This is a genomic window from Methyloparacoccus sp. NF-16, assembly GCF_056880625.1.
This window is the reverse complement of the sequence record NZ_CP174130.1, coordinates 3,194,453-3,209,122: the sequence shown is the minus strand read 5'-3', so window position 1 is coordinate 3,209,122 and position 14,670 is coordinate 3,194,453. Positions and strand designations below refer to the sequence as shown.

Genomic DNA, 14,670 nt, shown 5'->3' with positions numbered 1-14,670 from the left:
CGCCAGAAAAGATGATTACGGATGATCTGTGGCGAATCCGCCATCACTGGTTAGGGCCCGCCGCTTTTGTCGGGGCGCCTGACACCAGCATGCTCAGTTTTGGGGGACGTTCAGGGTTGTATGCCCTGGTGCGGGCGTATCGTAACCCTTCCGAGACGATTCATGCCGTCGAGCGAGATCCGGCCCTGAGGCTGGCAATTGCCGAATCCATTGCCATGCTGGGTCTTCAGAACGTCAGACTTCATGCATCCTGCCTGGATGCTCTGGCATTACCTGAGTTGGATAAGGGCCCCGTGGGGGCTGTTCACTTCGACAGGGAGTATTTCGATCGCGAACTTTTGACGACGCTTGCCGCCAGGACTGGTTTTGATTACCTGGCGGGAGAATTTTCCGAGGCTAAGGCGAATGTTTTGTGGGTTCACCGCCTGAGTCGCCAAGTTGCAAAAAACTTCCATTGGCGTATCACCGGGCAGTCTGGCGTGATCGCGGGATGCCGCTTTGCCGGTCCCGACGTGTCGGTGGTGGTACCCGCCTATGGGGTCGAGGCTTGCCTGGACCAGTGCCTGGAAAGCCTGGTTACGCAAACCCTCGACGCGATGGAGATCATTGTGGTCGATGATGGCGCCAGGGATCGTTCTGGAAAGATCGCCGACGAGTGGGCAAGGCGGGATGCTCGCATCAAGGTTCTGCATCAAGAAAATGCTGGGTGCGCGGCTTCCCGTTCGAATGGCATGAGGGCTGCTGGTGGGCTCTTTATCGGTTTCCTGGATGGAGACGATTGGGTCGACCCGCCGATGTATCAGGCGCTGGCGGAGTCGGCGATTCGGTTTGGCAGCGATATAGCACAATGCGGTTTTCGGCATGTCTACCAAGTGGATAACACGCGGGAAGATGAGCGGGAGCATTTCCAGCTGTCCCGTGCGCTCTCGCCGGGCGAAGGCCTGGTGGAGAACCCCAAGGCATTGATACCCCTGAAGCCTTCGATATGGCGTCGAATATACCGGCGGGATTTTCTTGAAGAAAACGGGCTGGACTTCGCCAGAAACTTGCGGCGATTTGACGACACCCCGTTTCATTTCATGACCCTGGCGCTGGCGCAGCGGTTATCGGTTGTGAATGGATGCTATTACAATTACCGGCAGCAACGTCCTGGGCAGGATATCGGTGTCGCCGATGAGCGACTTTACGTGCATTTTCCAATTTTTCAGATATTGAAGGAGTTTGTGCGGCAACATCATTCCCGGGAGCTGGAGGAGGCGCTTTTCAAGACTCAGGTAGCCTCGCATTATTGGGCAGCGAGTGTCATTGAACCCCGGCTGCACAATACCTATACGAATGCCGCCAGATACGACCTTTTTGGGGACAATGTGTCCTTGCCGCCGGGAATATTGCTGAAGTCCACCCGCTCTCTGGGGCGAAGTCGATCGTTGTGGGCAAAATCCATGCGCTATCGGTCCGATGCTGGCAAGGATGCCTGGATGTCCGTCAAGGATTACGCCAACTAGCCTGGCCGTGTTTATCAAGTCCAAAAGCAGGCTTTCGCTTGCTGGGTGACGTGGTAATAGATCAAGAAATACCCTGCCATGCTAGGCCCCAAAACATCGTAAGCCTTGGCTTGGGTTGATCTTCTGATGTCCAGCTTGTTGGGATGAGGGGATCATGCTGACATTTCCGGAAATGCAACACATGGCCAATAGCCTTGGTAAAGAAGGTGTTCAGGCATCATGCGAAGTCATCCTGGATAGCCGTTCAATCGTCAAGCGTGCTGATCCTGACGTCTCGCTGATCATCCCGGTATATAATGTCAGAGATTATGTTGACGAATGCCTCTTGAGTGTGCTGTCGAACTGTCACCTGATATCTCTCGAGATCATCATCATTGATGATGGTTCTACCGATGATTCAGCCGTCGAAATCTCCAGCTTGCTGCGGGGCAGACAGGACGTCCAGGCTCTCTTTATTCGGCAGGATAACCAAGGGCTTTCTGCGGTCAGAAATCTTGGTGCCAAGCTCGCGAGAGGGAGGTATCTCGCTTTCCTGGATAGCGACGACTTTCAGATGGCGGGCTCGCTATGCAAACTGTATGGCTTTGCGCAACGGCAGGCCTGCGAAGTGGTTCTCGCGAGGAGCTTGGTTTACGACGCCAAGACCCAGCATGCGTTTCCCTTTTACGACCAATGGGTGTGGGACCGCCTGTTGGGCAGGGCACAGGTCCGGGTGATATCGCGACTTGAAGAACCCGACTTGTTCCTGTTGGAGCCCAACGCGAACTATCGCCTGATTCGGCGGGATTTCTTTCATTCGCATCGTCTATGTTTTCCTGCAGGGCGTCTGTTCGAGGACCCGCCCGTGCATCTGAGGATGTTGGCACTGGCCAGCAGGATCGGCTTGATCGCTGATTTCCATTATATCTATCGTGTCAATCGACCGGGTAAAATCACGACCCAGCGTGGCAATACCCGGTTCGATGCACTTGAAGTAGCGCTTGAATCTCTCCAATCCATGCGGGACTTGAATCCTCCCGCAGCCATCGGTGCTGCGGTTCTCTATTCTTTGATACGTGCAATTTGGTGGTGTGGGGGCATGACGTTTCCCGGGCAGCGCCATGACTTTTTTTCCAAAGCCAGCCAGATTGTGCGGGACAATGTGCCGGAGGACTGGCTGAATGATTACTGGATCCTGGAGTGCCCGGATAGTCCAAGCCAAAGGCCGGTGGTTGATGCTTTGATGCGGGCGGATGTGCAGAAACTGGTAGGTTTATCTGCGGGCATGGCCTAGTTCTCGGGCTTTCTGAGCCATGATCATCTCTGCATCCCATCGTATTTTAGGCGCTAGCCGGCAGGATGGGTTCGACATATCGCTATGAGAGTGCAAGACCTCGTCGGCTATCTTTCTGTGTTGACGCCTCAGCATCTTCTTGAGGACGACAAATGGCGCCTGTCACATTTTTTTTATGGGCTTCATGCCGAGTGCAATACGCATGAAGGACCATCGCTAATCTTCGGTGGCAAGTCGGGATTGCTGCCGCTGCGTTGGGCCATCAATGATCCCAGGTACCCCGTCCATGTTGTCGAGCGGGACAGGTTTCTGCGCGAGGTCATCGGTGAGTCGGCTCAATCTTTGGCTGTCAACAACCTGATCCTGCACGGTTCCAGTGATGCCTGCATGGCTAGCCTGGGTGACGAATCCAGGGTCTTGGGTAAAGTATGGGTCGATTGGAAGTACTTTTCGGCCAGCCTTGTCGAGGCTCTGGTCACCGGCTTTCGGATCGGCTATCTGGCGGGTGAATTCGACGAATGGCTCGCCAATCCGCTCTGGCTGCATCGAGGTAGCCGGGAAACTGCCCGGCAGTTCTACTGGCACAATGCCACGGTCGCGCTCCCGATGTCCGGACGCCAGGAAAGGGGACCTGATGTCACCCTCATCGTGTCCCTCCCTGTCCGGCAGGTGCTGGATGAGGTTTATCGTTCTCTGGCAATTCTCCTGGCGCAATCGCTGATCGATGTCGAGCTTCTTCTGGTCTTGCCGGCGGAATGTGATCCCGAGAGCGGCCCGTGGCTTGGACCTTTACGGGACATCCAGGATGATCGTATTCGAGTGCTGCGGGCGCCCGCATGGTCCATGGCTGAGGCGCGTACCTTTGGTTTGCGCGAGGCCTCCGGACTTTTTGTTGCCTTTGCCGACGCAGCGCAGGGTGGCCTTGAACCTTCAATGCTCGGGGGGTTGCTCGAATCCGCCGTCCGCTTCAACAGCGATATTGCCTTCTGCCGTCATCCGTCGGGATCGTCAATAACCGCCGCAGAGCTAGACCCTCAGACAGGCTCGGCAACCGGGCTTCTGGTCGAACCACGCGCGCTACTGGGCTGTCCGCCTCTACTCGACGCATGTCTGTTTCGGCGGCGGTTCCTCCAGGAGCATGGTCTGTCATTTCCCGCCGAGGCAGGGCAGTTTCACGATCTTGCGTTCCGTTTCATGGCTCACGCCCTGTCTGAACGGACCTCCGTACTGTCCTGCGCCCATGGCACTGCTGGTTGTCAGGCAAGATCGGTTGAGGATTCCGCGCACGATGAATCCAGCCTTGAGCGAGACCTTTGCGCGGTCGACGCCGTATTGCGTGACTTCGTTTGCCGGCATTACGAGCCTTCCCTCGAAAAGGCCCTGTTCCTTAACCGGGGGTATCGGTATCGTCAGGCTTTGGCGCGCATGCCAGTTGATAGGCTTCCGGAATATCGGGCTCAATTGCAGGGGCTCTTCTCGGCAGAGGGCATTCTGTTGCCGTCCGAGGTGCTGCTGGCCGATATGGCTGGACAGGATGAGGCGCTTGCCAGATGGTGGGTCGAGCTGTGATCAGCCGAGGCACGGAGCGGCTAACCGCGGCTTCATCCCATATCTGCGCCAACATGGATCCCTGTCCACCGCGGCTACCCCTGAGCAGCTATCACAAGGTCTAGCGAGGCTGAGCCCTGAGCCGGTTGATTTCGGTGAGGGTTTCGCGGAATTTTGGCAGGTCGGGCTCCAACCGGATCGCCCTCTCCAGGTTGATAGCTGCATCGTCAACCGCTCCCGCCCGGGCCTGAAGGCTGGCAAGCAAGGCCAGTCCCTCGGCATGGTGTGGCGAAAGCGCCAGGAACCGTTGCAGTTCGCGAATGGCTGTTGATTCATCTCCCATCCTCAGCGAGGTTGCGGCCAGCCCAAACAGGGCCCTCGTGTTGTTGGGGGACCACTTCAGTGCGGTTTCCCAGTGAGAGCGTTCGTCCAGTGTGGATGCCGAGCGGTCGATGTAGGGCAGTTTCCGCGCCATATCGGCATAATGTTCGGAGACAACCCAGCGGAGAGGATAGCTGGCTAGGATCAGCGCCAAGCCTATGGCCAGCGGCACGGACAATGGGGATCGCCAGAAATGGCAGGGCCAGCTTGTTGCAGGGTAATTGGCGACGGGTAGGCGGCCATGGAAGACGCCCAACGCCAGGGCGGCCATGAACAGGCTGGCCGGATTGAAGAACACATGGTTCACCTGGGCATCCAGCCCCGCTGCCCACAATACCCAGACCGCGCACAGCCAGAATGCGCAGGGCTCTCGCCAGGCTTGGCGCATGATCTGGGCGGTCAACCCGATATACAGTCCGGCGAACAGGACCGCCATTGGCACACCGTGTTCGGCAGCGATCTGCAACAGGACATTGTGTGGATTCGTCTTGATTCGGCTGCCCAGGGTTTCGAAATCCCCGAAAACGTCATAGCGCTTGGCAAAGGCCGGGTACTCATATAGATAGCTGCCAGTTCCGTAGCCGATCCAGGGCTGCTCCGCAATCATGCCTGTGGTGCTGGCCCACATGGCCGTGCGTGCGCCAAGGTAAGGCTGGATCGCCAACCAGAATGGAGCCAATGGTGGCAGCTGTTTCGCGTTGGCGAGGTCGCTTGCCTTGGGTGCTTTCCACCACACGGCGCGTGTGAACATCTGTTCCTTGAAGGTGGCGGGCATGCGATCCAGGATGGGCTTGCCTGTCAGAGTCGCGATGGTGGCCATGCCGGCCAGCGTTAGCAGCCATTTCCGGTGGGGTCTTGCCTGGCGTGGTGAAGGCAGGCGCCTGCTTTGTCCAAGCATGATGGCCAGTATCCCGAGCGTACCGGCTATGCCCGCGCCAACGGCTAGCCCACCCATGCCGCCAAGGCTGCCGCTGGTTAGCAGCATGAAGCCCGTCGTCAACAAGGCAGGCAACGCTAGCAGGGGCAGCCAGGCGGACTGGGGCGAAAGCGTTGTCCACGCCAATAGCGGTATCAGGATCACCAGCACATCGGCGGTGAAATTGAAATGGCCGATGCGTGAAAAAAGGACGAACTTGTTGAAGCCGGGATTGTTGAATTTGAGGAAATAATCGCGCCAAAAGAAGGCTGCCAGCAGGCAGGCCGAGATGGCCAGCGCCCATTGTAGGCCGCGGAAGTAGTGCGCGACCCCGTGGGCGGAGGCGCTGCTACTGGCGAAAACCAGCCCGGCCGCGAGCCAGAAGGCCAGGCGGTTCATGGCGGCCTCCGGATTGACGCTGTAGCAGGCGCCAAGCGCAATGCCGGCCAGAAAAATCAGGCATAACACGCGGACCCACACAGGATCCCGAGGCTTCAAGGTGACGTTTTCAGAGGATCGGCATTCCTGGAAACGCAACCAGGTGCCGCTGATGGCTAACCCCAGCCCCACCAGGACGAAAACCGCCCATTTCGGCTCTTCGTTCGGTGCGATCATGGCGTCGACACGCAGGCACAATACCCAAGGCAAGGCAAGCAGGGACGCTCGGATCCAGAACTGTTGGCAGAGAGTCGTCAAAACCGCAGTCATAAGTCGCAGTGAACCTCAGGTGATGTGTACGCAAGCCTGGCATCGGGCAAGATTTTGCACCAGTTTGGGAAGCATAGCATTCGCTCGCACGGTTCTTCAGCGAACCGTGGCGGGCAGAAAGAGGCAAGGTTGTCGGCGCGTCGCGGGCATAGCCTGCCGGGCAAGGGGTCAGTGATATTGGTCGCCATGCTTCATGGGCAAGCGCCGGCCGTTGCCTTGGTGATGGTGCCCGCCTTGTCGGGAGAGCGGGTACGGCATTCTGCAGCTGCTAAGCTCCGTAGAGCGGCCTTCGTGCAAGGGTCGTTGCCAAAGAGCAACATTGCGGTATGCCGACGACAGTGAACTCTGCTGCACGAAAAAGTCGCATGACACATGGCGCTCTGGCGCTTCAGGCAGGGTGATAGGGGGGCGGCAAGGTTGGCTGTGGCTACGGATTGTGGCTTTTTTGCAATGATTGCTTGACAAGCCGGAGCGGGGTGGACTACTTTACACCTACGCTCTCTGCTTGATGCCATGGCAATGATACCGAAAGCCCGGGTGCGTCATGGCAAGGTGAGCGGGAAACGGGGGTGAGACGAGGTTAGCTCCCGCTCTCCGGGGTTTGATGGAGTCTCCGCAGGAGAATCTGTCAGGCTCTTTAAGTAAAACCTGATATCGATATGCGAGGATTTTATGAAAACATGCCTTAAAAAGTTGGCAGTCAGCATGGCGCTCGCCGCCGGCTCGGCTGCGACGATGCCGGCACATGCTGTATTGCAGGGCTTGCCCGGTGAAGCGCAGCTGGTGCCGTTTGTCTACGCCAATGACGCAGTAGACCCGGTGCTTAATGCCGAAGTGAATACCATCATCAGGTTTGTGGTGCCGCGCTCCGTAGGTCAGGACACCATGATCCAGTTCACCGCTCCGCATGTGATGCAGGGTGGGCCGCTGTCGACCCAGCCGAATGGTCGTGAATCGACCAACAGCCCTGGACTGGCTGAGCTGACGCCGGGTATCCCCAGAGTCAACGAGATCCATTGGATCCTCTTGGATCGCCAGAGCCGACATGTCTGGAACGACACGTTCCCTGTGACGCCGGACGATGTCCAGGTGGTTGACGTATACCGTGATGTTCTGAGGCCGCTCGGGTTTGATTCTGTAATTGGCTATCTCGTCGCCGTTACCGAGGCAGCCTATACAGGTGTGAACTCTGCTGACTTCGCTTTCTTTGCCGACGCCTACATGACGCTGCAGCGTGAAAATGAGGTGCGGAATGGTATCGTTACGATCCCGACCTTGGCGATGTCCGACGGTGCCGATACGGCTGGCGTAGGCCCGAAGGTCTTCAATGAAGTCGTGAGCCTGGACCGTGTGGCACCGCGCGTGTCCCCGATTGCTTCCGGTATTCGTACCAGTGGTGAGCAGCCGTGGCGTGTCATCGATCTGACCCTAAATGAGCAGGGTAGGCATAACGCCACACTCATGGTGTTCTGGAATGACAGAAACCTGGGTGACAAGGGCGAAATGCCGGGCTACGTGTATGACACTGAGGAAGATTTCGTATCCCGCAATGTTGTCCTGCCGTACGAAATCAGCACCGCGCTGGTCGGATACAATACTGAGCTGCCGACTACTGAAGATCCGCAGTGCGGAAGCGGCAAGGTTGCATCTCTCCTGTGCGCCTACAATGCCAGCACGAACCCCTTCGGTGTGAACAATATCGTACCCCTCACCGCAGGCTGGGGTAAGCACGAGCCGGGTCCTGCTGGTGCTGGCTTCTACAAAATGTTCATCCCACGGCCGGAGGGTTCCTCCACTGGGCTGTCGGATAGCGCTATGATGGCCTTCTCTATCGGTCTGTATAATCCGAAGAAGCAGGGCGGTCCTGTTGCTGCATCCGCCGTCAGCGGTAATCCGTATTGGGATGTCTACAGCGACACTTGGATGCCGCATGACCATGGAACATTCACTGGAATGTAAAATGGCTTGAAGCAGATGGTAAGCACATGACCATCAGCGTAACTTGAGTTGAAGATAGCTCAAATAGGGCGAGCCAGGTGACTGGCTCGCCTTAATTTTTTATATTGATTGGTGAGTATGTTCGCGATACGAAAGTGGGTGGCGCTGTTGTCGGTGACAGCAGCCCTCTTGCTGGTGCTGTTATATGTTTATAGACATCCAGGATATGTCGATAGCCTTGGGTCTGGGCATAGCTTGCCTACTAATATTCTCATCGCAGATATCAATGGAGACGGCAGGAAAGACATCAATGTTGTTTATCATGCGGAGAGTAGAGCTGAATACTATCAGCAGGTGGCAAAAAGGGAATTTGACCTCATCAGCCAGTACAAAAATGTTGGATTCCATCCTGGTGATCTGATCGAGTGGCCGGATGCCCAAGGTCATCTGATCCTGGGTGCAGAGGGCGAGAAAACGATCAAGGCACTTTCGTTTGTGCAGAAAGAGCGCTCAGATCGAAAAGGCGACTCGGAAACCTGGGAACCAACAGTAATAAGCAAACGGTCACTACCAGATGTGCGTCATCTTGAAGCCTTCAAATGGCCAGGATGGGGTACAAGCCTAGTGGTTCAGTTTTTCCAGCATGATTCCGTAGGTATTTTAAAGAACCTAAGCATCAATAAGATGGGGTTATCAGAGGTAATTGGCATCCCTCTGAGCCAGAACCCACCATCGGTACGAAATGCCAGCCGATTCTATGTGGGTGATATAGATGAGGATAGCATCGATGAGATACTTTTTGTAAGCACGATCACCAAAGAAGTATTTGTCATAAAATACCCAGGGGAAACAAACAAGCCGGAAGCACGTGTCTTATTGAGAGACGATGCTTTTAACATGTCCTCAATAGTTAAGGGCCTCGACGTTGCTGGAGACCAGAGTATTGATTTGATAGTGCCGGACGAGGCGGGTAGTGGTGGGTTACATATTCTGGAAAATAAGGGTGGATTGCGTTTTGAAAAAAAACAGTTTGTCGAGAATCCTTTTCCTACTTCAGTCCTGTTTCAACCGGGCATCAGACAGCTTGAGCCGTTTGTGGATAAAAATGGCGATAAGTTCATTTTGGTATCAGCCTTGCAGGGGCTCGTGTTATATAAAATAGGGCACGATAAACGGCTTTCTTGGGAGAGAAAACTTGTTTTGTCAGAAGCGGTCGAAACTAGCTATGACATGAGGGTGGAAGACCTCGATGGCGATGGATTTCAAGATGTGGTGCTTGGCAGATCTGGGGTGGAGAGGAATATCATGATAATTTATGGGCCATTATGGGATCATTTTGAGGATTTAGTTGGTAGGGGCTATGTTTTGCATTGATTATAAGAATCTTGAGCGAGTTGTAACATGCTAGGTGAAAAGCAAATGTCGAGAACTGCTTGTTTTTATAGGGTTGTATTTTTCATATGCTGCTTTGCTTTTTCTAGATCCGTATTTCCGGCCAACGGTTCAAGCACCATGGTCTCAGATGCGCAGGAACATAAACCTATCCCAGTCGTGATGTTTAAGATCAATGATGAAGAATTCAAGGTAGACCAATACGTTCAGTTTCTGCAGGCTAATCAAAAACTGGTTGCGAGTGCAACTTCAACAGATGAGGGTAAGGCTGCGGCTGTCAGGGAGATGGCGGCAACTTATCTGCTGAGAGAAGCCCTGTTTAAGGAAGGGTTACTCAAAAAGGGGGTGGAGCCGTCGAGAACAGAAGTCATGAAGGCCTATGAAGAATTGGCTAAACGTCATTTTCCGGTGCCTCCAAAACCCGAAGAAAAGCAGGCATACCAGTATTACCTGGCGCATCAAGGGAAATATGGAATTCCGGAAATGATTAGGCTAAATCAGATTTTGCTGAAACTGCCGAAAGGAGTGGACAATACGGTAAAAGAAACCATAAAAAAACGTGCGGAATCTATCTTAGAAAGATTGCGGGGAGGAGAGAGTTTCAAAGAGCTTGCATCTAGCATAAGCGAGAATGCCATTGGCAAGGCGGCTCAAGGTGATATCGGTTTTGTGTCGCTTGAGGGTAAGCCTTGGTTGAAAGAAAGAATTGAAGGAAAGCAGCCCAATGAGATGATTGGGGTTGTGGAGTCTCCCGATGGGTTTGAAATACTTCAAATAACGGATAGGCGGCCAGCGTTGATATCTCCTTTTGCCAATGTTCACGATAATGTCATAAAAGAAATGCAGGAAGATGAACAAGGCAGAATGCGTGCAGCATACGTCAAAGAGCTATCAAAAGACGTTAAGTGGGAAATTGTGGAGCCTACATTGAAGCCGATTATTGGTGGCGTGCTATTCCCATAAAATGCTGTAAACGGCTGTAGTGGTGCTTTTTCTTGTATATCTGAATGAAAACAAAGACCTTATTGGTTTTGGCGATAGCGGGCGCAGTGCTTGTGACTGCTGTTGTTACGATAATGTTGCTGTCGAGAGAGAGCGACCAAAGGCGGCATAAGGAGCTTCTAAGTCGAGCGACACAATATTGGGATGCTTTTCGGATAAACGATTTATATACCTGCTACAACATGGAGGCAGACGTCGTTCTTGGAAGGGTGATGCCCCATCAGTACGACACGTATACTATGTTCAATGCAAGTCTTGCGGGATACACGTTTACTGATGTGCGTGTTAATGGTGATACCGCGGAAATTACAGTGGTGAAAGAGTTGACGATGCCGGATATGAATGGAAAAACCTTTTATGCAGGTAAGGTAAGGGATGGCTGGACGTATTTGAGCGGTAATTGGTACCACGGCTTAATTAAGAACAGTCCCTGAAGATATGTCATTGATAGATTGGGTTGTATTGAGCGCGGTGAGTTGTGAGAGCGTAGATAGTGTGGCAGGGCGTCTAGGGAGCCTCTGAACAACTCCCTGCGGCAGGATAGCTTTCACCGTTTGCTGCCCCGTTGGATGGCCCCATGAAACAGACCACCTTTGCCTCCCTCAGTTATGACGCCAAGAAGAAGCAAACCCGTCGGGAGCGCTTTGTGCTGGAGATGGAGCAGGTGGTGCCATGGGAGGCGCTGTTGGCCGTGGTCGAACCGTTCTATCCGAAATCAGGCCAGCCAGGGCGTCAGCCGATGCCGTTGAACATGATGTTGCGGATTCACGGTTTGCAACAGGGGTTCAATCTGTCGGACCCGGGGGCTGAGGATGCGCTGTATGAGATCGAGTCCATGCGCCGCTTTGCCGGCATTGAGTTGGGAGAGACCCCGGTCCCGGATGAGACGACGATGCTCAATTTCCGGCGGTTATTGGAACAGCATCAGCTGACGGCCGCCTTCATGAACACCATCAATGACGGGCTGGAACAGGAAGGGTTGCTGCTGAAAGGCGGCACCAGGGTCGATGTCACCCTCATCCATGCGGCCCCCTCGACCCAGCATCGGGACAAGACCCGCGACCCCGACCTGCATCAGACCCAAAAGGGCAATCAAGGGCACTTCGGCATGAAGATTCACGTGGGGGCGGATGTCGAGAGTGGTGTGGTTCACACCGTATCGGTCACCCCGGCAAATGTGGCGGATGTTACCGAACTGCCTGACCTCTTGCGAGAGGATGATCGGGCTGGGTTCGGTGATGCCGGCTATGTCAATGATCAGTACAAGCGGGCCGCTCGGCGGGCGGGTGTCTATTGGGGTGTCGCGCTGAAAGCGCGTCCCACGTCCCGCTTGGGGTCCAGCCAGAAGCAGAGGAACCGCAAGCACGCATCGATCCGCAGCCGGGTTGAACACGTATTCCGGATCATCAAGTGCCAGTTTGGCTATACCAAGGTCCGTTACAAAGGTTTAGCCAAGAATGCCGCCCAGGTCTTCATGCTCGTGGGACTGGCGAATCTCTATCTCAAGCGCAGGGCGTTGCTGGCGTGACGGGAGCAATCCGTCCGCAACGTGGGGAAACCCATGCGCAGGCGGCCATCAGGGGAAATCCTTGAGCGAAAAGCCGAGTTTTTCGACCCGTTGAATGGAAAAAACGATCTACCTCCCTCTTCCACGGCAGGAAAACGGAGTTGTTCAGAGGTTCCCTAATGAAGCTGCTTTTAAGGTGGTGTTTGTCCTGGTTTGCTTCATATTATGAGGTTTTCGCTGCAATCATCCAGCAGCGACAGCTATTGATTCGCCTCATGTGGCGAGAAGCCATCAGCCGGACAAGTGGGACTGGGCTGGGAATAATATGGCTATTTGTACAGCCGGCACTACAAGTGCTAACCTTTTGGTTTTTGTTGGACTACATCCTCAAGGTCAGGCTGCCGGGCAATGTGCCGTTTCTGGAATATTTTCTTGTGGCGATGCTGCCATGGCAATTGGTGCAAGATTCATTATCGCGAAGCCTAGGAATATTTTCTGAGTATAGCTCGTTATATCAGAGAACAATATTTCCAACATTCCTCCTGCCTTGTCTCCCCTTAGTTGTCGGGCTTCTGGTTTATGCTCCGATATACGCAGTAGTATCCGCTGTTCTCACTTCCAATCTAGGCTCTGCTATCAGAGCAATAGTTGCGATGGGTTCACTGGCGCTGTGGCTTTTCCCCTTCTGCTATCTGCTGGCGGTCTTGGGACTATTCATTCGTGAGCTACGGCAATTGGCGCCATTTGGGATTACGATCATCCTGTACGCGACGCCCATACTTTATACGCCCGCGGCTGTGCCAGAATCCATCACTGCCTTGATGCAGTTTAACGTAATGGCGGATGTGATTGCCTTGCATGAATGGAATATTCTTGGCTCCCCAGTCGACCAGTGGAACGTGGTTCGTCCCCTGAGCACTTGGTTGCTGATGACACCAGTGGCATGGCGAATTTTCCAGCGTGTGGCCCCATATCTTCGGGAAGGATTGTGACTGCTATCTGCCTGAAGGACGTCAGCAAAAGCTATCCGTCGACAACGAGTGCGGGCCTACGTTTTATCCAGATGCTTCGTGGCAGTGTCTCGGATGATAACCAACAAGTCGCCTTGCATCCTATGAGTCTGAGGATTGATCATGGCGAAGTGGTAGGCTTGATTGGTGAGAATGGGGCTGGCAAAAGCACTTTGCTGAAGCTGATGGCTGGGACACTGCTGCCGAGTTCCGGCAGCTTGAAGGTAAATGGACGGGTCTGCGCACTGCTGGAGTTGGGTGCTGGATTTCATCCGGACATGAGTGGCAGGGATAATGTATATCTGGCTGGGGCCGTCGCCGGTTTATCCACGTCACAGGTGGATGCACTCATGCCGGATATCGTCGCATTCTCGGAATTGCATCGAGCGATCGACAAGCCGGTGAAAACCTATTCCTCGGGGATGAGCATGCGGCTGGCATTTTCGGTATCGACGGCGGTTGATCCGGATATTCTGATTCTTGATGAAACCCTCTCGGTTGGCGATGGGCGATTTGCCAAAAAATCCTTTGATCGCATTATGTCTTTCAAGGACGCTGGCAAGACAATTCTATTTTGCTCGCATTCCATGTATCAGGTTCAAGCCATCTGTTCCAGGGCTATCTGGCTGGACGGTGGCATCATGAAAATGGACGGCAATCCTGAGCAGGTCATCATGGCTTATAACGCTCACATGAAGCGGAGGGATGGATTGTCGGCTTCTGTCAATTCTGCCTTGACAGGTACAGATGGCGAGGATGTCAGCCAGGAATGGCCGGGTAGTAAGCTGAGGCAGGTGGGGGTTCTGGTTGATGGTGTACCAGGGCGCAAGCATGCGGTGCGCTCCGGCAAAAGTAATCTGGAGGTCCGCGTTGATTTTTATTCGGATCCGAAGCAACCGATACCAACCGTTGCCGTGGTCATCATTGATGAGAATGGACATCCAATTAGCAGCGTGACGAGTCTTATAGATGGCATGGAGCCATGCCTTTCCGCGCTTGGGTTAGCCTCTATAAGCCTGGTCTTCCCGCGACTACCACTCATGAAGGGCCACTATTGGGTGCATGTATTCCTGCTGTGTGATCGTGGGGTGCATATTTACGACAAGGCAAGAATGATCGCCGAACTTGTGGTGACCCAGGATCACCCCGCCATAGGCATAGTGAGCCTCCCGCGCGAATGGTCTATGGGTGTGAGAAAACGTGGTACTGAGCCATTAGAGTGCTAGCAATATATCAACTTCTTGTGGCTGATACTGCATCGCTATCATGAAAGCTGGGGTTGGAGTGCGGCAGGCAGTTCTACGCGAGTGCTATCAGAATGAAGATATCCATCTTGTACTGAATACCTTGTGTCCCGGGTCCAATCGGGGAGGCAATGGTGGCATTGAATTTACGATTCAATCAGCCAACGAAGCGAGTCGACTCATGATAACCACATGGGATGAGAAAGTTGTGGGGCTGGCACGAGTTGCTGAGCTAACCGGTTGGTG

The 14,670-nt window shown here is 54.1% G+C and carries 11 protein-coding genes; 10 read left to right on the top strand and 1 reads right to left on the bottom strand.

The window, feature by feature from the left end; translation table 11 throughout:
• Positions 1-11: 11 nt before the first annotated feature.
• The 3 genes from ACH5N8_RS15205 to ACH5N8_RS15195 all read left to right on the top strand — a co-directional run bounded on the left by ACH5N8_RS15205 (position 12) and on the right by ACH5N8_RS15195 (position 4,347).
• Positions 12-1,505, top strand: coding sequence for a glycosyltransferase (locus ACH5N8_RS15205; protein WP_483281941.1), 1,494 nt, complete (start codon positions 12-14; stop codon positions 1,503-1,505).
• Between the two features lie 154 nt (positions 1,506-1,659).
• Complete coding sequence (locus ACH5N8_RS15200) at positions 1,660-2,778, top strand: glycosyltransferase family 2 protein (protein WP_483281940.1); 1,119 nt, start codon at positions 1,660-1,662, stop codon at positions 2,776-2,778.
• Positions 2,779-2,862: 84 nt separating this feature from the next.
• On the top strand, positions 2,863-4,347 hold the full coding sequence (locus ACH5N8_RS15195; RefSeq protein WP_483281939.1) for a hypothetical protein: 1,485 nt from the start codon (positions 2,863-2,865) through the stop codon (positions 4,345-4,347).
• Positions 4,348-4,447: 100 nt separating this feature from the next.
• Here ACH5N8_RS15195 and ACH5N8_RS15190 read toward each other — a convergent pair whose 3' ends face one another.
• Complete coding sequence (locus tag ACH5N8_RS15190) at positions 4,448-6,238, bottom strand: O-antigen ligase family protein (protein WP_483281938.1); 1,791 nt, start codon at positions 6,236-6,238, stop codon at positions 4,448-4,450.
• A 798-nt stretch (positions 6,239-7,036) separates the two neighbouring features.
• Between ACH5N8_RS15190 and ACH5N8_RS15185 the strand changes: the two genes are divergently transcribed.
• The 7 genes from ACH5N8_RS15185 (at position 7,037) to ACH5N8_RS15155 (ending at position 14,406) form a co-directional block, all read left to right on the top strand.
• Positions 7,037-8,290: a hypothetical protein gene (locus tag ACH5N8_RS15185; protein ID WP_483281937.1), complete on the top strand. Its 1,254-nt coding sequence runs from the start codon at positions 7,037-7,039 to the stop codon at positions 8,288-8,290.
• A 117-nt stretch (positions 8,291-8,407) separates the two neighbouring features.
• Entirely contained in the window at positions 8,408-9,643 is a 1,236-nt protein-coding gene (locus ACH5N8_RS15180) for a hypothetical protein (protein WP_483281936.1), read from the top strand.
• Between the two features lie 27 nt (positions 9,644-9,670).
• Positions 9,671-10,624, top strand: a complete 954-nt coding sequence (locus ACH5N8_RS15175) for a peptidylprolyl isomerase (RefSeq protein ID WP_483281935.1) — start codon at positions 9,671-9,673, stop codon at positions 10,622-10,624.
• A gap of 44 nt (positions 10,625-10,668) precedes the next feature.
• The gene (locus tag ACH5N8_RS15170) at positions 10,669-11,097 is read left to right on the top strand and encodes a hypothetical protein (protein ID WP_483281934.1); all 429 of its coding nucleotides are present in this window, start codon (positions 10,669-10,671) and stop codon (positions 11,095-11,097) included.
• 143 nt (positions 11,098-11,240) lie between these two features.
• The gene (locus ACH5N8_RS15165) at positions 11,241-12,191 is read left to right on the top strand and encodes an IS5 family transposase (protein WP_483281933.1); all 951 of its coding nucleotides are present in this window, start codon (positions 11,241-11,243) and stop codon (positions 12,189-12,191) included.
• A gap of 158 nt (positions 12,192-12,349) precedes the next feature.
• Entirely contained in the window at positions 12,350-13,162 is an 813-nt protein-coding gene (locus ACH5N8_RS15160; RefSeq protein ID WP_483281932.1) for an ABC transporter permease, read from the top strand.
• Positions 13,159-14,406 carry an ABC transporter ATP-binding protein gene (locus tag ACH5N8_RS15155; RefSeq protein ID WP_483281931.1) on the top strand — a complete coding sequence of 416 codons (1,248 nt, stop codon included), beginning with the start codon at positions 13,159-13,161 and terminating at the stop codon, positions 14,404-14,406. Before ACH5N8_RS15160 ends, ACH5N8_RS15155 begins: the two co-directional genes overlap by 4 nt.
• Positions 14,407-14,670: the final 264 nt, after the last annotated feature.

Bases quoted from the DNA above. Each gene is read 5' to 3' on its own strand.
- ACH5N8_RS15180 (WP_483281936.1), top strand. From the start codon at position 8,408: ATGTTCGCGATACGAAAGTGGGTGGCGCTGTTGTCGGTGACAGCAGCC.
- ACH5N8_RS15160 (WP_483281932.1), top strand. From the start codon at position 12,350: ATGAAGCTGCTTTTAAGGTGGTGTTTGTCCTGGTTTGCTTCATATTAT.
- ACH5N8_RS15170 (WP_483281934.1), top strand. From the start codon at position 10,669: ATGAAAACAAAGACCTTATTGGTTTTGGCGATAGCGGGCGCAGTGCTT.
- ACH5N8_RS15200 (WP_483281940.1), top strand. From the start codon at position 1,660: ATGCTGACATTTCCGGAAATGCAACACATGGCCAATAGCCTTGGTAAA.
- ACH5N8_RS15185 (WP_483281937.1), top strand. From the start codon at position 7,037: ATGGCGCTCGCCGCCGGCTCGGCTGCGACGATGCCGGCACATGCTGTA.
- ACH5N8_RS15195 (WP_483281939.1), top strand. From the start codon at position 2,863: ATGAGAGTGCAAGACCTCGTCGGCTATCTTTCTGTGTTGACGCCTCAG.
- ACH5N8_RS15205 (WP_483281941.1), top strand. From the start codon at position 12: ATGATTACGGATGATCTGTGGCGAATCCGCCATCACTGGTTAGGGCCC.
- ACH5N8_RS15175 (WP_483281935.1), top strand. From the start codon at position 9,671: ATGCTAGGTGAAAAGCAAATGTCGAGAACTGCTTGTTTTTATAGGGTT.
- ACH5N8_RS15190 (WP_483281938.1), bottom strand. From the start codon at position 6,238: ATGATCGCACCGAACGAAGAGCCGAAATGGGCGGTTTTCGTCCTGGTG.
- ACH5N8_RS15165 (WP_483281933.1), top strand. From the start codon at position 11,241: ATGAAACAGACCACCTTTGCCTCCCTCAGTTATGACGCCAAGAAGAAG.